Genomic DNA, 21,687 nt, shown 5'->3' with positions numbered 1-21,687 from the left:
CGGGGTGCGCGCCGAAAGCATGCATGTCCGATAAAACCAGCACCGACAGCCCTTCCCCGTCATCGCCCGCCGCGCCCGCGCGCGCCGGCAACCTCAATTTCATCCTCGTCTGCGTCTTCATCGACATGCTGGGCATCGGCCTGGTGGTGCCCGTGCTGCCCATCCTGATTGGCAACTTTGTCGACGGCAAGGATGCCCAGGCGTTCTGGTACGGCATCATGGCAGCCCTCTTCGGCTTGCTGCAATTCATCTTCATGCCCATGCTGGGCGCCATCAGCGACCGCGTGGGACGCCGTCCCGTGCTGCTGTACTCGATGGCCGGCATGGGCATCAACTTTCTCGCCACGGGCTGGGCGCCGAACCTGGCCTGCCTGTTCATCGGCAGGGTCATCGGCGGCGTCTCGTCGGCCAGCATGTCGGTCGCGTCCGCCTACGCCTCCGACGTGTCCACGCCGGACAACCGCGCCAAGAGCTTCGGCAAGATCGGCGCCGCTTTCGGCCTGGGTTTCATTTGCGGCCCCATGCTGGGCGGCCTGCTGGGCGAAATCGATCTGCGCCTGCCGTTCTACGTGGCGGCGGGCCTGTCGGCGGCCAATTTCATCTATGGCTATTTCTGCGTGCCCGAATCGCTGCAGCCTGGCCCGCGCGCACCGTTCACCCTGGCGCGCATCAATCCGTTTGCCGCCCTGCTGAAGCTGGTGCGCCGCGTGGAAATCCGCGGCCTGGTACTGGCTTTCGGCCTGATGACGTTTGCGCAAATGATGCTCAACACCACCTGGGTGCTGTACACGCATTTCCGTTTCGACTGGACGCCGCGCCAGAACGGCATCGCCCTGTTCTGCGTGGGCCTGTGCGCGGCCGTCGTGCAGGCGGGCTTGCTGGGCATACTCATCAAGCGCTTCGGCGAGGTGCGGTTGTCGCTGCTGGGCATGGCTTCGGGCGCCCTCACCTATTTGCTGTACGGCCTGGCGACGCAGGGCTGGATGATGTATGCGCTAATCCTCTGCAACCTGCTGGCCTTTGCCGCCGGACCGGCCCTGCAAGGCATCATCTCGAAATCATCGAACGCCAGCGAACAGGGAGAACTGATGGGCTCCCTGCAATCGATCAGCAGCCTGGGCATCATCATGATGCCTTTGCTGGGCAGCATGATCCTCGGCAAAGTGAGCCATTTGCCGCCGCAGGACTGGCGCATCGGCAGTACTTTCTACCTGTGCGCGGTCATGCAAATTCTGGCCATCCTGGTGGCCTGGCGCTACTTCAAGGCGCAACGCGAGGCAAGACTTATGGTTTCCACCACAAAGTAGTCAGCGGGGTAATGTTGTATTTGGGAAATAAATAGGCGAGAATGGGATAATCAGCGGGGCGTCACCGATGCCCGGCATTCGATGGTGAGCAAGGATGGGTATGACTGACTTTTATTCCAGCGCCTGGCGCCGAACCGTGGCCATGCTGGCGCTGGCGCTGCCGCCGCTGGCGGGCGCGCAATGTTCGCGCGACATCCAGGTGCCCGTCTCGGCCATCGGCGCCAGCGTGGTGGTCAATGGCGCCACGATCGGCGGCATCTATCCCGACTTGCTGCGCAGCATGGGCGCCAAGCTCGGCTGCAACTTCATCTTCACGGCCGTGCCCCGCGCGCGCCTGGAAGCGATGTTCGAGGCGGGCAAGGCCGACTTGCTGATCCCCGCCAGCAGCACCTTGCGGCGCGACCAGCATGGCTTGTTCATCCCCATGCTGGGCAGCCGCCCCCTGCTGATCTCGCTACAGGGCGCGCGCGCGCCCATCAACACCATGCAGGAACTGATCGAGCGGCGCGAATTGCGTGTGGCGCTCGTGCGCGGCTACGACTATGGCGCACCGTACCAGGCGCTGGCGAAGGAACTGAGCAGCCAGGGACGCCTGTTCTACGAAGTCGACGCGCTCTCCGTGGCGCGCCTGATGCAAAGCGGCTTCATCGATGCCACCATCATGAGCCCCACCATCCTGGCAGGCGTGGCGCAGAACGATGCGCGCGTGTATGGCCTGGCCGACCGCTTGCGCCTGGAAGCGCTGCCGGAATTGCCTTGGGGCATGAGCGGCGTCTACCTGTCGCGCAAATCCCTCACGGCGGAAGACCAGGCCACCCTGCGCGACCTGCTGGACAAGGCGGGGCGCTCGGGTTCCGTGATGGAAGGCTTCCAGCGCCATCACCGCCAGGAATTGCTGTCGCTGAGCATACGCCCCCGCTAAGGCCTGCATGTCCGGTCTGGTCGTCGCCGTCGTCCTGTTTGCCGCCCTGCTGCACGCCAGCTGGAACGCCATCGTCAAGTCGGGCAAGGATACCTTTCTCAGCACGGTGCTCGTCTCCGTCGGCGCGGCCCTGATTTCACTGGCCGTCTTGCCCTTTGTTCATGCTCCCGCGCCCGCCAGCTGGCCCTACCTGGCCGCCTCGGCCGTGGCGCAGCTGGCCTATTACTCGCTGCTGGCGGCCGCCTACAAGGCGGGCGACATGAGCCATGCCTATCCCCTGATGCGCGGCAGCGCGCCGCTTATCGTCGCGCTGGCCAGCTGGCCGCTGATCGGCGAGCGCCTGTCCGCCATGCAGATGGGCGCCGTCGCCTGCATCTGCGCGGGTATCCTCGGCCTGTATGTTGCCGCGCGCACGAGCGCCATCGGCACGGTGCCGAAAAGCACGGGGCGCGCCACCGCCTTTGCGCTGGGCAACGCCTGCGTCATCGCCAGCTATACCCTGATCGACGGCATCGGCGTGCGCCTGTCCGGCGCGCCAGCCGCCTACACGATGTGGATTTTTGTCTTGAACGGAACCGGATTGCTGCTGTGGACGGCGTTGCGCCGTCCCGCCGATTTGCTTGCGTATGCGCAAACGCAATGGCGCCTGGCCGCCGTTGGCGGCTTCGGCACCCTCGCCTCGTATGGCCTGGCCCTGTGGGCCATGACGCAGGCGCCCGTAGCCGCCATCGCCGCCCTGCGCGAAACATCGATTTTGTTCGCCATCGCCATTGCGGCCCTGTTCCTGCGCGAAAAAATCAGCCCCCGCCGCTACCTGGCCATCGCCCTGATCGCGGCGGGCGCCATGCTGATGCGAATGGCCTAGCGCGCGTCGAGCGGCGCCATCGGCAACTCGATTGCGCTGGCCGCCCCTGTCGCGTGGTACACGCGCTGCGTCGCCTTTCTATAATGGCCTGGGTCGGCCAGGAAGATGTTCGGCACGTAGTTTTGCGGATTGCGGTCGTACAGGGGGAACCAGCTCGACTGTACTTGCACGGCGATGCGGTGGCCGGGCAGGAAGACGTGATTCGCGTTCGGCAAAGCGAAGCGGTAGCGCTCCACTTTGCCCGCCGGTATCGGCGTCGGGTGTTCGAAGCTGTCGCGGTAGCGGCCGCGGAAGATATCCATCGCCACGCCCAGCTGATACCCGCCCATGGCCGGCTGCGACGGCACCTCATCCGGATACACGTCGATCAGTTTCACCACCCAGTCCGCATCCGTGCCGCTGGTGGCGGCAAACAGGTTGACCATCGGCGCGCCAGCGATGCGCACGGCCGTTTTCAACGGTTCGGAAACATAGCTGAGCACGTCCGTGCGGTCCGCATAGCCGCGCTGGTCGCTGACCAGCCATGGCTTCCACACGTCGCCATCGTTCAGGCGCACGGGACGGGGCACGAAAGGCACGGGCTTGGCAGGATCGGCCACGTACTCATCGAAGGCGCCTTCAGCCGCATCCGCAGCGCCCGATGGCGCCGCAAAGCCCAGCTTGTAGCCATCCTGCAGGTAGATCGGCGTCAGCTTCGTGTCGCAGGTCTCGCAAGCCAGCGGCCACTGCTGCAGGCGCTGCCACTGGTTCGTGCCGCTCTGGTACGACACCACGGGCGCCGTATTCGCGTCCGGCGCGCCATCCTTCAGGTATTGATTGAGGAATGGCTGCATGACTTTTTCGCGGAACTGGCGCGCCGTATCGCCGTCAAACTTCAGGGCGCCCAGGCTGGAACCGTCATAGTTGACGCCGCTATGGCGCCAGGGGCCGATGGCCAGGTAATTGAGGTTGTTGCGCTTGTCGCGTCCCTCCATCGCCCAATAGGTGGCGTAGGGGCCATAGATATCTTCCTGGTCCCACTGCCCCACCACGTGCATGGTGGGCACGATCAACGGGCGTTTCGCGAGGATCTTGTCGAGTGCCTGTTCTTGCCAGTAACTGTCGTAAGCCGGATGTTCGAACAGCTTTTTCGTGTACGTCAGCTTGTCGATGCCGAACTTTTTCGCGTAGTCACCGGCCGAGCCGATGCGCAGATACGCGTCGTAATCGTCATAGACGCCCAGCGCCGGCGATTCGCCGCCGCCGCGCACGCTCGTCTGTCCCGCGATGTACGACAGGCTGGGCATGCGGAAGGCGCCGTTATGGAACCAGTCGTCGCCGCGCCAGCCATCGACCATGGCGCTCATGGGAATGGCCACCTTCAGCGCCGGATGCGGGTCGACCAGGGCCATCAGCACCGTATGCCCCTCGTACGAGGAACCCAGCATGCCCACCTTGCCATTCGTTTCCGGCACGTTTTTGACGAGCCAGTCGATGGTGTCCCACGAATCCGTGACGTTGTCGACCTTGGTATTGTTCAGCGGACCGCGCACGGGGCGCGTCATGACGTAATCGCCTTCCGAGCCATACTTGCCGCGCACGTCCTGGAACACGCGAATGTAGCCGTTTTCCACCAGGGTGTCGTCGCCCAGCGGCAAAGTGACCAGCATGCTGGGGCTGGCGGCGCGCTGGGCGCGGCGGGCCGCATTGTACGGCGTGCGCGTGAGCATGATCGGCGCTTTTTGCGCGCCTTTCGGCACGACGATCACCGTGTACAGCTTGACGCCGTCGCGCATGGGGATCATCACCACGCGCTTGACGTAGTCATTCATGTCGGGCATCACCAGCTTGGCGCCGATATCGGGCGTCATCGGCGGCGTTTGCGCCATCGCCGGTACTGCAAACAAGGAACTGATAACAAAAGCCAGACCGGTGAGCCGGACGGGGGACGACACGCGCATACTGTTCTCCAATGATTCATGCCACGCAAAAGTGGCCGAACGGCAATAGTACCCGGAAAGCAAGTTCTGCATAAGGCTAGCCTCTGACGCGGCGCAGCAGATAAATCGGGGCGCAAACTTGACAGAACGCGTGCGAACTGCAACCATAACGCCATGAAATTTATTCATTCACAACACGCCTGCTTGAATTGGTGGTCCCGCTCACTTTCGCGCGGCCACTGCATAGTGATGTGAATTATGATCAACGCCGCCTCGATCGGTGGCGTAACAGGCTCAGCCTGGATCATCCCCGATGCAGGCGGCTCGAAAGGAAACTTGATGAGCTTGCCTAACACCCCCGATACCCCCGACACCGAGAATACCCCGGCCGCGCCGCTGTCCGCCGCCGCCATCGCGTCGCAATCCGTGATCCTGACGGGCGACCGCCCGACCGGCCCCTTGCACCTGGGCCACTACGTGGGCAGCCTGCGCGACCGCGTCCGCTACCAGAACAGCTACAAGCAATTCATCATGCTGGCCGACGCCCAGGCGCTGACGGACAATATGGAAGACATCGACAAGGTGCACCGCAATGTCGTCGAAGTGGCGCTCGATTACCTGGCTGTCGGCATCGACCCGACGAAGACCACGGTATTCATCCAGTCGCAAATCCCGGAACTGGCCGAACTGACGTTTTACTACCTGAACATCGTCACCGTGGCGCGCCTCGAGCGCAATCCCACCGTCAAGGAAGAAATCCGCCTGCGCGGCTTCGAGCGCGACATCCCGGCCGGCTTTTTGACCTACCCTGCCAGCCAGGCGGCCGACATCACGGCCTTCAAGGCGGGCGTGGTGCCCGTGGGCGAAGACCAGATCCCGATGATCGAGCAAACGAATGAAATCGTGCGCCGCTTCAACCGCATGTACAACCGCGAAGTGCTGATGGAATGCAAGGCCCTGGTACCCGACATCGGCCGCCTGCCCGGCATCGACGGCAAGGCGAAGATGAGCAAGTCGCTGGGCAACACCATCAACCTGGGCGCGACCTCGGCCGAAATCACGGCCGCCGTGAAGAAAGTCTATACCGACCCGCTGCACCTGCGCGTGGAAGACCCGGGCCACTTGGAAGGCAACATCGCGTTTACCTACCTGGACGCCTTCGATCCGGAAAAAGCGGCGCTGGCCGAAATGAAGGCCCATTATGTGCGTGGCGGCCTGGGCGACAGCATTGTGAAGAAGCGCCTGGATGTGGTCTTGCAGGAAATGCTGGCGCCGATCCGTGCCCGCCGCGAAGAATTCGCCAAGGACAAGGGCCAGGTCATCCAGATGCTGAAGGAAGGCACCTTCAAGGCACGCGAAGTGGCGGCCCGCACGGCCGATGAAGTCAAGTCGGCGCTGGGCCTGAACTACTTCTGATCACCAGCAGTCATAGCAAACTGATATAGCAAACTGATGCGCCCAGGCGGAGTCGGGTAAAATCTCGCTTTCGCCTGGGCGCAATTCGTTTGTCACCGTGGCATCAGCAATCCGTAGAGAAGACAACGCGCTATGACCGATACCCCTATCGAACAGCTGCTGCAGCAGCATTTTTCCATCGATGCGCTGCAACGCTCGCCCGCTCCCCTGCAGCAGGCGCTGGGCATGCTGGGCGGCTGGCTGGCCGCCGAACGCGACACGCCCTATCCGCACACGCCGTATGCGCAATTGCTGACGCAACTGTCCGACACTTGCCTGCCCGCGCACGGCATGCCCGTGGCGCAATTCCTGCAAGAACTCGACACCACCGTGCTGGCCAATACGGCCCAGCTGAACCATCCGCAATACATCGGCCACATGACGCAGGCCCTGCCCTGGATCAGCGTGCTGGCCGAAGCGTTTACGGCGACCCTGAACCAGAACCAGGTGAAGATCGAGACGGCGTATGTGTCGACCCTGATCGAAAAGCAGATCCTCGGCTGGCTGCACCGCCAGGTGTACCAGCAGGCCGATAGCGTCTACGCGCAGGCGATGGCGGCCACCAGCGGCGCGCTGGGCAATGTCGTCAATGGCGGCACCATGGGCAATCTGACGGCCCTGGCCGTGGCGCTGGAAAAACAATTGCCCGGCACGCGCAAACGGGGCCTGTTTGCCGCCATGCAGGATTCCAGCTACGCGGGGCTGGCCGTGATCGGCTCGGCCCGCAGCCATTACTCCGTGAAAAAGGCGCTGGCGACCCTCGGCCTCGGCGAAAACGCCTTGCACCTGGTGGCCGTCGACCGCGACAACCGCATCGATATCGCCGCGCTGGAAGCGACCATTGCCGACTTGAAATTGCACAAGATCAAGGTCGTCGCCATGATCGGCATCGCCGGCACGACGGAAACGGGCGCCATCGATCCATTGGCCGCCATGGCGGCCATTGCCGCGCGGGAAAGCATCTGGTTCCACGTGGATGCGGCCTGGGGCGGCGCCCTCCTGATCGCGGAACAGTACCGCGCCCTGTACGACGGGATTGCCCTGGCCGACTCCGTCGTCATCGACGGGCATAAATTGCTGTGGGTGCCGATGGCGCAAAGCATGGTGCTGTTCAAGGATAGCGCCAGCCTGAACTTGCTGAAACACAACGCCAACTACATCTTGCGCGACAACTCGGGCGACCTGGGCCAGACCTCGCTGGAAGGCTCGCGCCGCTTCGATGCCCTGAAACTGTGGACCTCGTTCAAGGTGCTGGGCGTGTCCGGCTACACGACCTTGCTGCAGCAGGCGGCCACCTTGTCCGGCCAGCTACAGGACTTGCTGGCCGACCAGCAGGATTTCGAGCTCGTCACGCGCTCCGACACCTTCATCCTGACCTACCGCTACGTGCCCGCGCACTTGCGCCAGCGCATGGATGCCTTGCTGGCCAGCGGCCAGGAGGACGCGGCGGCAGAACTGAACACGCAACTGAACACATTGAACGCCAAGCTGCAGAACCGGCAAAAGGCGCAAGGCCACAGCTTTGTGTCGCGCACGGTACTGGAATCGACGCGCTACCCTGGCCCGACCAACGTGCTGCGCGTGGTCATGACGAATGTCAAAACGCGCCCCCACCACCTGCGCGCCATCCTGGACGAGCAGCGCACCATCGGCCAAACGCTGGTGGCGGAACTGGGCTTGTAAGGAAACACCCACCGATCAGCCTTGACTGGATGCACGATGCAGCGTCTTAGCGCCCTCACCGACCTCTTGCGGCATCTGCTGAAATGGCTGCTGCTGGCCTTTGTTGTGGCCGTGCTGGCGGGATCGGCTTCGGCCGGCTTCCTGTTCGCCCTTGAATGGGCAACCGCTACGCGGCGGGCGCACGCCTGGCTGATCTGGCTGCTGCCCGTGGCGGGCTTTGCCGTCGGCTGGCTGTATTTGCGCTATGGCAGCAGTGTCGAAGGCGGCGCGAACCTGCTCATCGATGAAATCCACGACCCGAAAAAAATCATCCCCTTGCGCATGGCGCCGCTGGTGCTGGGCGGCACCGTCATCTCGCATTTGTTTGGCGCCTCCGTCGGGCGCGAAGGCACTGCCGTGCAGATGGGCGGCGCCCTGGCCGACCAGCTGACCCGCAGGTTTCGCCTGAACAATGAAGACCGCCGCATCGTCCTGATGGCCGGCATCAGCGCCGGCTTTGCCTCCGTCTTCGGCACGCCGCTGGCGGGCGCCATCTTTGGCCTGGAAGTGCTGGCCATCGGCCGCTTGCGCTACGAAGCCATGCTGCCCTGCCTGCTAGCTGCCGTCATCGCCGACCAGGTGGTCCTGCTGTGGGGTCCGCTTTTGCACATTGCTCACACGCATTACGCCGTGCCTTTGATCCCCGCCATCTCCGCCTGGACCTTGTCCGCCATGGTGATCGCTGGCGTGCTGTTCGGCGTGACCGGCAACGTGTTTGCGCAGGCCACGCACGGCTTGAGCGGGCTGATGAAGCGCTGGATCCGCTACGCCCCGCTGCGCCCCCTGGCCGGCGGCGTGATCATCGCCATCGCCGTGTGGCTGATCGGCACGGACCAGTATATCGGCCTGGGCATCCCCACCATCGTCGACGCGCTGAAGGAACCGCTGCCGGCATACGATTTCCTGGCCAAGATGGCGTTTACCATCGTCTCGCTGGGCACGGGATTCAAGGGCGGCGAAGTGACGCCATTGTTCTTCATCGGCGCGACCCTGGGCAATGCGCTGGGCCCGCTGCTGCACCAGCCCGTCACCTTGCTGGCCGCCGTCGGTTTCGTTGCCGTCTTCGCCGGTGCCGCCAATACGCCGATCGCCTCGACCCTGATGGCCATGGAACTGTTCGGCGCCGAGATCGGCGTGTACGCAGCCATTGCCTGCGTCGTGGCCTATCTGTTTTCCGGCCACGCGGGCATTTACCGGGCGCAACGGGGCGGGCATGCCAAGCGCACCGTCCACAAGGATCCCGGCACATGACACAGAATATCTACGACAACGACGCCTTCTTCACGGCCTACAGCCAGCTGCCCCGCTCCGTCGGCGGCCTCGACAGCGCTCCCGAATGGCCAGCCCTGCGCGCCATGCTGCCGGAGATACAAGGAAAAAGTGTGCTCGACCTCGGCTGCGGCTATGGCTGGTTCTGCCGCTGGGCAGCCGACGCTGGCGCGGCGCAGGTACTGGGCGTGGACGTGTCGGAAAAGATGCTGGCGCAGGCGAACGCCATGGGGACGCACGCGGCCGTCAGCTATGCCCGGCTGGACCTGGAACAACTGGCCCTGCCGCCCTCCAGCTACGACCTCGTCTACAGTTCGCTCGCGTTTCACTACGTCGAAGATTTCACCACCTTGCTGGCTGCCATCCGCCAGGGCTTGAAACGGGGCGGCAAGCTGGTGTTTTCCATCGAGCACCCGATCTTCATGGCCCCGCGCCAGCCGGGCTGGCTGACGGATGCGCAAGGCCGCAAGCGCTGGCCCGTCGACAGCTACCAGCAGCAAGGCCCGCGCGTGTCGGACTGGCTGGCGCCAGGCGTGATCAAGCAGCATCGGACCTTGGGCACGACCATCAATGCGCTGCTACGCGCCGGTTTCCAGCTGGAACACGTGGAAGAATGGGGTCCCACCGACGCACAGGTCGCGCAGCAGCCGGCGCTGGCGGAAGAGCGCGAGCGGCCGATGCTGTTGCTGATGGGCTGCGGCCTGCCGTAACCGCGCTGTCAGCTGGCCACATTGCGCGTAAAGCGCAAGGTGGACTCGCCCGCATTCACATAGGCATATGCTTGCGCGCTGCTGAACACAAAAAAATCGCCCGTGCCCAGCGTTCTCGTCCCGGCCGCCAGTTCCAGCTGCAGCTCGCCTTCCAGCACGTAGATCATTTCGCTGAAGCCCGCCGGATCGGCTTGCGCATCGTAGCGCTCGCCAGGCGCCAGGGTCCATGCCCACAGTTCCACCTGGCGGCTGGCGGGCGCGGCACCCAGCAGCACGGCCTGGCTTGCCTGCGACGCGCTTTGCCACATCAGCACGCGCAGGCTGTCGTGCGGCTGCACCAGGTCGACAAAGGCCACGTTCAGGGCGGCTGCCACATGGTCGAGGTTGGCCAGGCTGATGTTGGTGCTGCCCGCCTCGACGCCATTGACCATGCGCCGGCTCAGGCCCGACTTGCGCGCCAGCTCTTCCTGGCTAAGGCCGGCGGCCAGGCGCAAGCGCCGCAAATTGGTGGCCAGGTGTGCCAGCACGCCACCGGCCTCGGCTTGACTGCGCAATATATTGCTCCTATGATGATGGGAAATATTTTGCTCATAGCATAGCGCCCCATGAAAACACACGCAAGTCCCCCGCCCGCCTTCGGCCTGCCCGAACTGGCCCTGATCGCCATCACCTTCATCTGGGGCGGCACATTTCTCGTCGTGCAACATGCCGTGACGGTCAGCGGCCCGCTGGCGTTTGTCGCCGCCCGCTTTGCCGTGGCCGCCAGTATCGGCGCCCTGATTTGCCGGGGCCAGCTGCGCCAGTTGACGAAGGCCGAATTGTTGACAGGCATGGCCATCGGCGTAAGCATCTTTGGCGGCTACGCGCTGCAAACCTATGGCTTGATATATATCACGAGCAGCAAGTCCGCCTTCATCACGGCCTTCTATGTGCCCATCGTGCCGCTGGTGCAATGGCTGGCCTTCAAGCAGCGGCCCCACCCTGCCGTATGGGCGGCCGTCGTGCTGGCGTTTGCCGGCTTGCTGCTGCTCACCGGCACGGATGGCTTGAGCATGGGCTTCGGCACGGGCGAACTGATCACTGCCGTGGGCGCCATCGCGATTGCCCTGGAAATCATCCTCATCAGCCGCGTCTCGCCGCAATTGAACATCCTGCGCGTGACCATCGTGCAACTGGCCACGGCGTCATTGATCGCCTTGCTGCTGATGCCCGTCATGGGCGAAGCGCCACCGGTCCTCAGCAAGACTTTCATCCTCAGCGTGCTGGCACTGGGCTGCGCCAGCGCACTGATCCAATATGTGATGAACTGGGCGCAAAAGCGCATTTCCGCCACGAAAGCAACGCTGATCTACGCGGGTGAACCCGTGTGGGCCGGCGTGATCGGCCGCATCGCCGGCGAGCGCCTGCCGGCCCTGGCCATCGTGGGCGCGGTCTTGATCATTTGTGCGGGCATCCTCAGCGAGTGGCGGCCCAAGCGCCGTGTGCGCGCAGCAGGCAAGGCCGTGCAGCCATAAGGTTTATTCCACGCCCCGCCGCAGCGCCGCATCGGCATGCAGCGCCAGCGGCACGGCCCTGGCCCAGCGGTTCGACGACAGGGAAAACGTCAGCGCGCGCACCTGGTGGTACCAGCCGGCAGGCACGTACAGCATGTCGCCCGGCTCGACGATGCATTCGATCATGCTGGCCTGGCGCGCCAGGGGAAAACGTTCGAAATCGGGCGCTTCCGGGTCGAACGGTGAACCGAACAGGATGGCGTTCGCTTCGCTGGGATAGAGAAAGACGTCGTGGTGCGGCGGCGATAAAAAGATGCGCTTGCGGCCCCACACTTGCGCGAAGATATTGTCGTCGTAATCGCAATGCAAGGGCGTTACCGTACCGCCCGGCCCCACCCAGAAGCGCGGCGGGCCCATCTTGTCAAAATACGTGGGCCAGTGGCACAGGCGGTTCAGCTCGCGCAATTCCAGGTTGCCCAGGTATGGCGGCAGCGCGTAGTTGCCCTCCGCCACCAGGTCCAGATATTGCCCCATCGACATGTCCTGCATGGCGCGGTCTGCCGCGAATGCCGTGTTGATGTAGTCGCCCACGCGCGCGCGCACGGGCACATGGCTGAATTGCTCGCGCAAGACTTCGGGTTCCAGCTTGGATAAGGGCCAGCGTTGCACCAGCCCGCGCATCAGGAAGGGCAGGCCCAGCGCGGCGCGCGCGCGAAAGGCGGCGGCGTCCAGCATGGCCAGGCGCGGCACCTCGGTGATGGCCGGCAAGTCACGCGCCGCCTGCTTGATGGCCTCGCGCATGGCGTCGATGGACGTGACGCCGCGCACCTGCGCATCCTTGTCCTCGCGTGCCTGCTTGCGCGCAAGGGCCGCTTCGGGCGAACTGAATTGTGCTGGCGGCCGGGGCGGCAGCGCGCGCGGCGATATGGGCGTAGCCGCAAGCGGGAGCGGCACTTCTTTTTCTACGAACATAAACCTTCTTTGCGATCAGGGCGTCGCACGACATGGCGCAACAGTGCGCCATTTTAAGCCAGCAAGGCCCGCATGACCTATTCCCCCCGACGTCTCGACACCTGACAAAACCGTCGCGAGCGGCAGTGATTTGTGGCTAAGAAGCGCAACCGTACTCCAGTACGGTGAGCATCGCAGGCCGCAAAGCGCGACGCGCAGCAGGTTTGGTCAGGTGTCCTCAGACAGGGGTCTTGAATATCGGATCGACGATGAACTGCTGCGCCTTGATGCGCAAGGTGCGCTCTTCGTCCAGCTCGGCGCGCGTTTCGCCCAGCTCTTCGCGTTCCGCTTCCAGTTCCAGGCGCGCGGCCGCCAGTTCCGTTTCCACGCGCGTCAGGCTTTCCAGCTTCAACTGGGCCTGGATCAGTTCGGCACGCGCCGCTTCGGCCGCTTCTTCCAGGCGCGGGATGCCTTCGAGCTTGAATTGCGCCTTGGCCAGATCCATGCGTGCCTGCTCGGCTGCCTCTTCCAGGCGCGGCAAGCCTTCCAGGCGCAGCTGCGCCTTGGCCAGGTCCGTGCGGGCCTGGTTCGCCACTTGCCGTTCGCGCTCGAGCTCCTCGCGCAAGGTTTCCAGCTCGCCCGCCTGAAGATCGAGCAACTCTTGCTGGCGCTCGTTCTCGCTGGCCAGGTCCATCAATTCCTGTTGATTGTCATTCATCTCGGCTTCATGCGCGCTGTGGCTGGCGCTTAATTCCTGTCCTACATAATCGAGGATGGCTTGCTGCAGCACGGGCGACAGTTCGGCGGCGGCAGCGATCTGGCGTTGCGCGCCTGCCTTGCGGCGCAGCAAGAGCTTGCTGATGGTGCCCAGGCAGGCGCCGTTGCCCAGCCGTTCGCGCAAGGCGCGTACCGTGATGGCCTGGCCTTCGCCCGCCATCGCTTCCATTGCCGCATTGATCTGTTCCGCGCTTACTTTTGCCATGTCGTGTACTCTTGAATGTTGCCCAGGGCAATCTTGCCCAGGGGCATTATCTTATGCCAGCGGCGGCAAAGCGTAAAGTATTTCTCAATGGAAATTGCAATTGCACAACGAAACCATGTGCAAACATGCGGCTTCAGGTACTTTACTCTTCCAGCAAACCGTTCTCCGTGAGCATATCCTGCACCAGTTCCAGGCGCAGCACGGGATTGTCCTGGCTCAGCAACAATTGCTTTTGCATGGCGCTCAGGGACAGCAGCTCGCACCAGCGGTTCGCCACCCAGCCGCACTCGTCGAGCCGGTACGGCGGCTGCAAGGGCATTTGGTCGGGCGGGATCTTTTGCTCCTGCAGGGTGCGGATCAGCGCGCCGAGCGCGTCGGCCACGTTCTGCTGCTCTTGCGGAATGGGAATGGTTTTATCGGGCGGCAAAGTTTCGACCTGCGCCATCCACAAGCCGTGCTTCAGCTGTTCGCTGGAAACGATGTGAAAGCGCTGCATGCCCATGCATTTGATTTGCAGCAAGCCGGACAAGGGCGCGGCCCAGTCAATGACGCGCGCCAGGGTGCCCACGGGCGCCAGGGTTTCCTGATGGCCCGGCTTGCGCACTTCCGTGCCATCCAGCAGTTGCACCACGCCGAACGGCTGCTCGCCCATGATGCACTGACGTATCATGTCCAGATAGCGTACCTCGAAGATCTGCAGGGGCAGATAGCCATCGGGATACAGCACCGTATTGAGCGGGAACAAAGGTATCGAGGTCATAAGCGCATGATGGCACGAATGGCATATCCGTGCTGCGCGCCTGGCGCCCCTGATTATTTGTAGAAGCGCCTTTTCTTGGCCCGCTCCGCCGCCTTCGGCGCCAGCACTTTCACGGCCTTCTTCTGGATGGTGCCGCCGGCGGACGTGCCCGGCACGCGGTGTTCCGCCTCGAAACCGGGCTCCTCGTTGCGTTTGAGGGTTTGCCGGGTCAGCGCTTCCACGGCCGACAGCAGCTCCACTTCATCGGCGCACACAAGCGAAATGGCTGCACCCGAAGCGCCCGCGCGGCCCGTGCGGCCGATGCGGTGGATATAGTCTTCCGCCACGGTGGGCAAGTCGAAATTGACGACGACCGGCAATTGTTCGATATCGAGGCCGCGGGCGGCCACGTCGGTCGCCACTAGCACTTGCACCTCGGCAGATTTGAAGCGGGCCAGCGCGCGCAGGCGGTTCGGCTGCGTCTTGTCGCCATGAATGGAATCGGCGCGCACGCCCTGCTCCAGCAAGGTGTTCACCAGCAGCTCGACGCCCTTGCGCGTCTTGACGAAGACCAGGACCTGGCCCCAGCGCATTTTCTTCAGCAGGTGCAGGAACAGTTCCGGCTTGCGCTTCTTGTCGCACACGATGACCGATTGCTTGACGGCCTTGACGGTGCTGTTGCGCGCGCTCACCTCGACCGAGACGGGATCCTTCAGCATGGTTTTCGCCATGGCGCGGATGGCGTCCGAGAAGGTGGCCGAGAACAGCAGGGTCTGGCGCTGCTTGGGCATGGTCATCAGCAATATATCGAGTTCGCGCTCGAAGCCCAGGTCCAGCATGCGGTCCGCTTCGTCCAGCACCAGCGTCTGCACTTGCTCGAACTTGACGGCGCCCTGCGTCTGCAAGTCCAGCAAGCGGCCCGGCGTGGCCACCAGCACGTCGAGGCCCTTGCGCAATTTGCTGATCTGCGGCTCGATGGGTACGCCGCCATACGCGACAAAGCTGCGCAGCGGCAAGTTGCCGCCATAGCTGCGGAAACTGGCATAGACTTGCTCGGCCAGTTCGCGCGTGGGCACGAGCACCAGCACGCGCACGCACTGGGGTGCCACCACGCCTTCCAGGGTCAGGCGCTGCAGCAGCGGCACGGCAAAGCCTGCCGTCTTGCCCGTGCCCGTCTGGGCGGCGGCCATCAAGTCGCGCCCGGCCAGCACGGCAGGAATCGATTGCGCCTGCACGGGGGTCGGCTTGGCATAGCCGAGCTCATCGAGTTTGCGGACCAGGGGATCGATCAGGCCGAGGGAGGAAAACGTCATGGGGAAAGCAATCTTGGCAAATGAAAAGGTGGCGCGCGCGGACCGGCCGCGCGCGCGATTGCCGAGATTATAGGCCAGCGGGGAGGCTGGCCGGGGTTTTCAGTGCGGGAACGTCACGATCAGAACTTCATTTCCAGCGTGGCGCGCGCCTGCGGCGAACTCGGTGAAATGCTGTTGCGGGTGATCGTGCCGCTGGCGTCCGCGTACGTGGTGGTGCTTTCGAAGTCTTGCGCCAGCAGGTTCGACATGGCCAGGCGCAGCTGGTTCTTCGCATCGAACTTCCACAACGCATAAATATCGAGGTCGCGCCGCGGCGACGTATAGGCACTCTGGCGCTCGGTGATGCGCACGGGGCCGCCATTGCGGAAGTTGAAGCTGCCGCCCGTCGTCAGCACGCCATCGGGCGTCTTGTAGTCGAGGCCGAAGTTGCCGCTGACGGGCGTTTGCTGGTCGAGCCGGTTGTCCGGTCCCGGCACCTGCTCCACCTGCGACCAGTTGCGGCTGACGCTGGCGCGCAGGTCGATGGCCGGCACAGGCGCTGCCAGCACGGCGCGCAGCGGGAATTTCGCTTCCAGTTCCAGTGTCTGTGTATTGGCGCGGCCATCGTTGACGGGCGTGGAGACCCAGCGGTCATTGATGAACAGCAAGCCCTGGCGCGTGTAGCCATCGATGCGACGGGCCGAGGCGCGCGCGCTGAGCAAGGCGCCTTCGGCCCAGTAGTGCTCGTACGACACATCGATGCCCAGCGCCAGCTCCGGCTTCAGATACGGATTGCCTTCGCGGTCGGGGTCCGTCTGGCTATTGTTGGTCGAGGTATTGCGGCGCGGAATCAGGCTTGACGTAGGCTGCGCCTTGTAGGTGCGCGTCAGGGCCAGGCGTACCTGGTCGCCCTTGGTATCGGGCAACTTCCACAGGGTTTGCAGCAGCGGGCTCCACACGCTGGTGCGCTGCTGCACTTCGTCATAGGTGTCGCCCGCGCTGCGCGTGTCGATGCCTTCCCAGCGCACGCCCGCATACATGGACCAGCGCGGCGTGATTTCCCAGTCATCCTGCACGAACAGGGCTAGGCGCTTGATCGTGGCGTCGAAACCTTCGTCGCTGTTGACGGGCGGACGCGCACCCAGGGCCGCTTCGCGCTGCCGGCGCGATTCCTCGCGCTCCGTGTAGGCGCCATCCCAGCCCATCGACAGGGCATGGCCGGGCAGCAAGGGCGTGGAATACTTGCCAGTCGAACTGACGCCGTTTTCCGTCGCCTTCACGCCCACCTTGCGCTCGAGCGCCAGGCCACTGCCATCGATAAAGCCCTGCTGCAGGCTGTCGGACGTATTGCGGGCGGCCGAGGCGCCCACTTTCAGTTCCAGCCTGGCGCCGCCGGCCAGCTTGTGCATCCACGTCAGGTCGCTGCGGCCGAAGGCATTGTGGTTGCTGGAGCTGCCCGTGTTGCTGTCGTAGTCGGGACGCACGCCCTGCTCCGTTTCCGCGCGGCTGAAATTGCGGTGGTTCGAGCGCCCGCCATTGAAAAAGAATTGCGCCGTCACATTGTCGCCGTTGGCCAGCACCCAGTTCAGGCGCGGCGACAGGTTGATGCCTTCCGGGCGGCCATCGCCCGTGCCGTTCGTGCGGCGCAGCAGGTTTTGCCGGCCATCGGGCGCGTAGCCCAGTTCCAGCCCGGGATTGTCGTAATGGTAATCGTAGCGGAACAGCGAGCCGGCCAGCGAATACGAGAAATTGCCGTCGCGGTCGGACAATTGCACGTTGACGCTGGGCGAAAAGCTCACGTCGCTGCCCTGCACGCCCAGCTTGAGTTCGCGCTGCGCCGTCTTGACGGCTTTTTTCAGCACCACGTTGATGGTGCCGGCAATCGACTGCGTGCTGTATTCGGCGCTGGCCGCATGCAAAATCTCGATGCGTTCGATCACGTCGGGCGACAGGGTATCGAGCGAGAAACCGGCCGGCGCCCGCTCGCCATTGAGCAATATCTGCGTGTAGCCGCTGCCCAGGCCACGCATGCGGATTTCACCGCCCGAGCGCCCGGCCGCGCCGGACACGGTAATGCCGGGCAGGCGCTTGAGCACGTCGGTGACATTCGTGTCGCCATACTTGAGGATTTCCTCGCTGCCAACGACCATCTTGCTGGCCGTATCGTCACGGCGCGGATCATAGCCGCTGCCCTTGACTTCGACGGTCTGCATGGCGGGAGCGGCGGATTTCTCGGCCTTCTCGGCCTTCAGCGGCACGGCGGCGTCAGTGGCGGCAGGCGTTTCGGATTGCTGGGCCTGGGCATTCCAGGCAAGTAACACGGAGGAACAAAGGATGGTAAGGCGAAGGCAACGGCGTGGCATCATGACCTGGCTAAAAAAGTTGGCTGAATAAAAATGGCTAAAAGCTAAAAAACAGGCCGCTGTATTGTGCTGTAATTTTTTCCGAGTGACACAGTTTCCTGAAAATATTTCCTATGGCAAATTAAATTCGGCGGCCGGCCGCACTACGCCCCCTTGCATACGGTACATATCATTGCGCGCCACATCGCCGCTATAATGCGTTTTCATCATTGTTCCCATCACCCCGTCAAAGGCTTCCCATCGTGTCTGACCGTCTTGCCGTCCTGCCTCAATATCTGCTGCCCAAGGGAGCGTTGACCAATTTTGCCGGCCGTGTCGCCGGTGCCAAGGGCGGCGCCATGACGACGCGTTTGATCCGCTGGTTCGTCGGCCGCTACAACGTCAACATGGATGAGGCGCTGGACCCGGACATCACGCATTACACGAGCTTCAACGACTTTTTCACGCGCGCGCTGCGCCCCGATGCCCGTCCGCTGGCCCAGGCCGACTACGTCTGCCCCGTCGATGGCCGCATCAGCCAGTTCGGCACGATCGACAGGGACCAGATCTTCCAGGCCAAGGGGCACAGCTTCAGCACCACGGCCCTGGTGGGCGGCGATGCGGCACTGGCGGCCCAGTTTGAACACGGCAGCTTCGCCAATCTGTACCTGAGCCCGCGCGACTACCACCGCATCCACATGCCGTGCGACGGCCGCCTGACGCGCATGATTTATGTGCCCGGTGAACTGTTCTCCGTCAACCCGACGACGGCGCGCGGCATCCCCGGCCTGTTCGCCCGCAACGAGCGGGTCGTCTGCGTGTTCGATACGGCCAACGGCCCGTTCGTCATGACCCTGGTGGGCGCCACCATCGTCGGCAGCATGGCCACCGTCTGGCACGGCGTCGTCAACCCGCCCCGCACAGGCCAGGTACGCGACTGGAGCTATGCGAACGACAATGTCGTGCTGAAGCAGGGCGAAGAGCTGGGCCGCTTCCTGCTCGGCTCCACCGTCGTCATGCTGTTCCCGAAAGATACCGTGACGTTCAATGCCAACTGGCAACCGGCCGGCCCCGTGCAGCTGGGCGAAGTCATGGGCAAGCTGCCCAAGTAAGGCAGCAAGACGCGCGCCTACACGGGCGCGTCGGTTTGGTACATTTCCTCCATCAAGTCCAGAAATGCGCGCGTCTTGGCCGGCATCAAACGCCGGCCGGGAAACACGGCCCAGCCCGTGACCAGCGGAAAACTCCACTCCGGCAAAACCCGCACCAGTTCCCCCGTCGCCACATACGCCTTGGCAAAGCGGTCCGTGCTGGCCGCGATGCCCACGCCCGTGCACGCCATGCGCACCAGCAATTCCGGCGAATTGGCCAGCAGGCGCACGGGCAAATCGCGCTCCCACGTCGTCTTGCCGCGGATCAAAGTCCAGTGCACGAGGCCATGCACGGCCCGTGGCAAGCTGAGCAAATCGTGGCCATACAGGTCGTCGGGATGCTCGGGCAAGCCGTGCACGCTCGTGTATTGCGGCGAGGCATACAGCGCCAGGGTGCTGAACGCCACGCGGCGCGCGGCCAGGCTGGCGTCGTCCGGCAAGTTGCCCATGCGGATGGCCAGGTCGAAGTTCTCTTCCAGCAAATCCACACGGCGCGCCGACAAGTCCAGTTCCAGCGAAATGGCCGGATAGCGGCGCACGAACTCGGCCAGCACCTGGCGCATCAGGGTGTCGCCAAAGTCGGCCGGCATGGAAATGCGCAGCAAGCCGCTGGGTCCTGCCTGGCGGTGCTGTGCCAGCGCGCCGGCCGCCTCCGTCTCTTCCACCACCTTGCGCGCATGCTCGAGCAGGCTGGCGCCAAACTCCGTCAGCGCCAGCTTGCGCGTGGTGCGCAGCAGCAGCCGTTCGCCCAATTTCGCTTCCAGCAGCGAGATGCGCCGCGACAGGGTTGACTTGGGCAAGTCCACGCGCACGGCGGCGCGCGAGAAACTGCCGCATTCGACGACGCGCGCAAACAGCAGCAAATCTCCGGGATCGATATCCATATTTACCTTTAACTCGATTGTTCCACTGGTGGATTAATGTTATCCATTTTAACGGCTTCCGCATCATTTTTGGAATTGCTATAGTTCATCCATCGCAAGACACCTCACAACGGAGAAACAAGATGAACATCCTGCAAATCAATTCCAGCGCCCGCAGCACCGGTTCCGCCTCGACCCGCCTGGCTGACGCCATCGTTACCCGCGTACAAGCGGCCAACCCCGGTGCTACCCTGGCCCGCCGCGACCTGGCTGCCGCACCGCACCCCGTGCTCGACGAGCCGACCCTGCAAGCGTTGTTCACCCCGGCAGACAAGCGCACGCCGGAGCAAGCAGCCCGCATCGCCCTGGACGACGCGCTGATTGCGCAAGTGCAAGCGGCTGACGTGATCGTCATCGGCGCGCCGATGTACAACTTCGGCATCACCGTGCAACTGAAAAGCTGGTTCGACGCGATTGCCCGCGCCAACGTCTCCTTCAAGTACACAGAAAACGGCCCCGTGGGCCTGCTGACCGGCAAGAAAGTCTACGTGGGCCTGTCCCGCGGCGGCTTGCACCGCGACAGCGCCAACGATAGCCAGGTGCCTTACCTGAACACCATGTTCGGTTTCCTGGGCCTGACCGACGTGCAATACGTGTATTCGGAAGGCATGGGCATGGGCCCGGAAGCCGTGGCCAAGGCACAAGCCCAGGCGGATGCCGAGATCAACGCCATCCTGGTGTAATCCCAGCAGTGAAAGGGACGGCGCACTGGCGCCGTCCTGGCCTAGAGGAGAGAACAATGAGCGACATCACCACCGTCAACAAGCCACGCGCCGTCGAGCGCGTGATCGCCGGCCAGGCCGTCATGGATGGCGCCGGCGTGAAGATCAACCGCGTGCTGACGCAGCAGCTGCAACGCCGCCTCGACCCGTTCCTGATGCTCGACAACTTTGCCAGCGACAAGCCAAACGACTATATCGCCGGCTTCCCCGAGCATCCGCACCGCGGCTTCGAGACCGTGTCGTACATGATCACGGGACGCATGCGCCACAAGGACAGCGCCGGCCACGAAGGCTTGCTGAGCTCGGGCGGCGTGCAATGGATGACGGCCGGCAGCGGCGTGATCCACTCGGAAATGCCGGAGCAGGAAGAAGGCGTGATGGAAGGTTTTCAGCTGTGGCTGAACCTGCCCGCGCGCGACAAGATGCGCACGCCGTGGTACCGCGATTTCGACAGCAGTGAAATCCCCCGCTACACGACGGACGCGGGCGTGGCCGTGCAAGTGATCGCCGGCGCAAGCCATGGCGTGACGGGCGCCGTGCAGCGCGAGCTGACGGAACCGCTGTACCTCGATATCGACTTGCCGGCCGGCAGCAGCTTCGAGCAGCCATTGCCGCCAGGCCATAACGCTTTCATCTACACCTTCCGTGGCGAAGTGCAGGTCGACGGCAAGGCCGTGCCCGCACTGCGCATGGCGATCTTCGCCAACACGCCGGGCAGCGATGGCGTGCGCATCGAGGCGACGCAAGGCGGCCGCGTAATCCTCGTCGCCGGCCAGCCCTTGAACGAGCCGATCGCACAATATGGCCCGTTCGTCATGAATACCCAGGCGGAAGTGTTCCAGGCCGTTCAGGATTTCCGTGAGGGCAAGTTTGGCGAGACGGCCGTGCAGTAAAGTTGTCTGCCTCATCAAAAACCTGCAGTG

Annotated in this window: 19 protein-coding genes; 11 read left to right on the top strand and 8 right to left on the bottom strand. The window is 63.7% G+C overall.

What is annotated here, in order from left to right; all coding sequences use genetic code 11:
- Positions 1 to 23: 23 nt before the first annotated feature.
- From O3297_RS04705 to O3297_RS04695, 3 genes are all read left to right on the top strand, one after another.
- Positions 24 to 1,307, top strand: coding sequence for a TCR/Tet family MFS transporter (locus tag O3297_RS04705; protein ID WP_305047881.1), 1,284 nt, complete (start codon positions 24 to 26; stop codon positions 1,305 to 1,307).
- Between the two features lie 100 nt (positions 1,308 to 1,407).
- Entirely contained in the window at positions 1,408 to 2,229 is an 822-nt protein-coding gene (locus tag O3297_RS04700; RefSeq protein ID WP_034784189.1) for an ABC transporter substrate-binding protein, read from the top strand.
- A 7-nt stretch (positions 2,230 to 2,236) separates the two neighbouring features.
- Positions 2,237 to 3,094 carry a DMT family transporter gene (locus tag O3297_RS04695; RefSeq protein ID WP_034784190.1) on the top strand — a complete coding sequence of 286 codons (858 nt, stop codon included), beginning with the start codon at positions 2,237 to 2,239 and terminating at the stop codon, positions 3,092 to 3,094.
- Here O3297_RS04695 and O3297_RS04690 read toward each other — a convergent pair.
- Positions 3,091 to 5,034 (bottom strand): CocE/NonD family hydrolase, encoded by a 1,944-nt coding sequence (locus tag O3297_RS04690; RefSeq protein ID WP_305047880.1) that lies wholly within the window; start codon positions 5,032 to 5,034, stop codon positions 3,091 to 3,093. The genes O3297_RS04695 and O3297_RS04690 overlap by 4 nt on opposite strands.
- 318 nt (positions 5,035 to 5,352) lie before the next feature.
- On the opposite strand from O3297_RS04690, the gene trpS reads away from it, so the two are divergent.
- From trpS to O3297_RS04670, 4 genes are all read left to right on the top strand, one after another.
- Entirely contained in the window at positions 5,353 to 6,429 is a 1,077-nt protein-coding gene (gene trpS / locus O3297_RS04685) for a tryptophan--tRNA ligase (RefSeq protein WP_225317293.1), read from the top strand.
- Between the two features lie 132 nt (positions 6,430 to 6,561).
- Positions 6,562 to 8,151, top strand: coding sequence for a pyridoxal-dependent decarboxylase (locus O3297_RS04680; protein WP_305047879.1), 1,590 nt, complete (start codon positions 6,562 to 6,564; stop codon positions 8,149 to 8,151).
- A 36-nt stretch (positions 8,152 to 8,187) separates the two neighbouring features.
- A complete protein-coding gene (locus tag O3297_RS04675; protein ID WP_305047878.1) occupies positions 8,188 to 9,441 on the top strand; it encodes a voltage-gated chloride channel family protein in 1,254 nt (417 codons plus the stop codon).
- Positions 9,438 to 10,169: a bifunctional 2-polyprenyl-6-hydroxyphenol methylase/3-demethylubiquinol 3-O-methyltransferase UbiG gene (locus tag O3297_RS04670; RefSeq protein ID WP_305047877.1), complete on the top strand. Its 732-nt coding sequence runs from the start codon at positions 9,438 to 9,440 to the stop codon at positions 10,167 to 10,169. Before O3297_RS04675 ends, O3297_RS04670 begins: the two co-directional genes overlap by 4 nt.
- Before the next feature lie 8 nt (positions 10,170 to 10,177).
- Here the strand turns inward: O3297_RS04670 and O3297_RS04665 are convergent, their stop codons facing one another.
- On the bottom strand, positions 10,178 to 10,723 hold the full coding sequence (locus tag O3297_RS04665; protein WP_305047876.1) for an XRE family transcriptional regulator: 546 nt from the start codon (positions 10,721 to 10,723) through the stop codon (positions 10,178 to 10,180).
- Positions 10,724 to 10,774: 51 nt separating this feature from the next.
- Between O3297_RS04665 and O3297_RS04660 the strand changes: the two genes are divergently transcribed.
- Positions 10,775 to 11,683, top strand: coding sequence for a DMT family transporter (locus O3297_RS04660; RefSeq protein ID WP_305047875.1), 909 nt, complete (start codon positions 10,775 to 10,777; stop codon positions 11,681 to 11,683).
- A 3-nt stretch (positions 11,684 to 11,686) separates the two neighbouring features.
- Here O3297_RS04660 and O3297_RS04655 read toward each other — a convergent pair whose 3' ends face one another.
- From O3297_RS04655 to O3297_RS04635, 5 genes are all read right to left on the bottom strand, one after another.
- The gene (locus O3297_RS04655; protein WP_305047874.1) at positions 11,687 to 12,634 is read right to left on the bottom strand and encodes a cupin-like domain-containing protein; all 948 of its coding nucleotides are present in this window, start codon (positions 12,632 to 12,634) and stop codon (positions 11,687 to 11,689) included.
- A gap of 217 nt (positions 12,635 to 12,851) precedes the next feature.
- Positions 12,852 to 13,595 (bottom strand): DNA-binding protein, encoded by a 744-nt coding sequence (locus O3297_RS04650; protein WP_035818092.1) that lies wholly within the window; start codon positions 13,593 to 13,595, stop codon positions 12,852 to 12,854.
- 142 nt (positions 13,596 to 13,737) lie between these two features.
- Entirely contained in the window at positions 13,738 to 14,355 is a 618-nt protein-coding gene (locus tag O3297_RS04645; protein ID WP_305047873.1) for an LON peptidase substrate-binding domain-containing protein, read from the bottom strand.
- Between the two features lie 53 nt (positions 14,356 to 14,408).
- Positions 14,409 to 15,647, bottom strand: coding sequence for a DEAD/DEAH box helicase (locus O3297_RS04640; RefSeq protein WP_305047872.1), 1,239 nt, complete (start codon positions 15,645 to 15,647; stop codon positions 14,409 to 14,411).
- Between the two features lie 119 nt (positions 15,648 to 15,766).
- Entirely contained in the window at positions 15,767 to 17,947 is a 2,181-nt protein-coding gene (locus O3297_RS04635; protein ID WP_370385384.1) for a TonB-dependent receptor plug domain-containing protein, read from the bottom strand.
- 284 nt (positions 17,948 to 18,231) lie between these two features.
- Between O3297_RS04635 and asd the strand changes: the two genes are divergently transcribed.
- The gene (gene asd / locus O3297_RS04630; protein WP_070257416.1) at positions 18,232 to 19,080 is read left to right on the top strand and encodes an archaetidylserine decarboxylase; all 849 of its coding nucleotides are present in this window, start codon (positions 18,232 to 18,234) and stop codon (positions 19,078 to 19,080) included.
- A 17-nt stretch (positions 19,081 to 19,097) separates the two neighbouring features.
- On the opposite strand, the gene O3297_RS04625 is transcribed toward asd, so the two are convergent.
- Complete coding sequence (locus O3297_RS04625) at positions 19,098 to 20,003, bottom strand: LysR family transcriptional regulator (RefSeq protein WP_034784204.1); 906 nt, start codon at positions 20,001 to 20,003, stop codon at positions 19,098 to 19,100.
- Positions 20,004 to 20,125: 122 nt separating this feature from the next.
- Between O3297_RS04625 and O3297_RS04620 the strand changes: the two genes are divergently transcribed.
- Together O3297_RS04620 and O3297_RS04615 are read left to right on the top strand one after the other, a co-directional pair.
- Positions 20,126 to 20,725, top strand: coding sequence for an FMN-dependent NADH-azoreductase (locus O3297_RS04620; protein ID WP_305047871.1), 600 nt, complete (start codon positions 20,126 to 20,128; stop codon positions 20,723 to 20,725).
- Between the two features lie 56 nt (positions 20,726 to 20,781).
- Positions 20,782 to 21,657 (top strand): pirin family protein, encoded by an 876-nt coding sequence (locus tag O3297_RS04615; protein WP_305047870.1) that lies wholly within the window; start codon positions 20,782 to 20,784, stop codon positions 21,655 to 21,657.
- Positions 21,658 to 21,687 lie beyond the last annotated feature (30 nt).

It is taken from the genome of Janthinobacterium sp. SUN128, from assembly GCF_030587275.1.
Lineage (GTDB): Bacteria > Pseudomonadota > Gammaproteobacteria > Burkholderiales > Burkholderiaceae_D > Janthinobacterium > Janthinobacterium lividum.
Note: the sequence above shows the minus strand (reverse complement) of the source record. Positions and strands in the feature narration are given on the sequence as shown.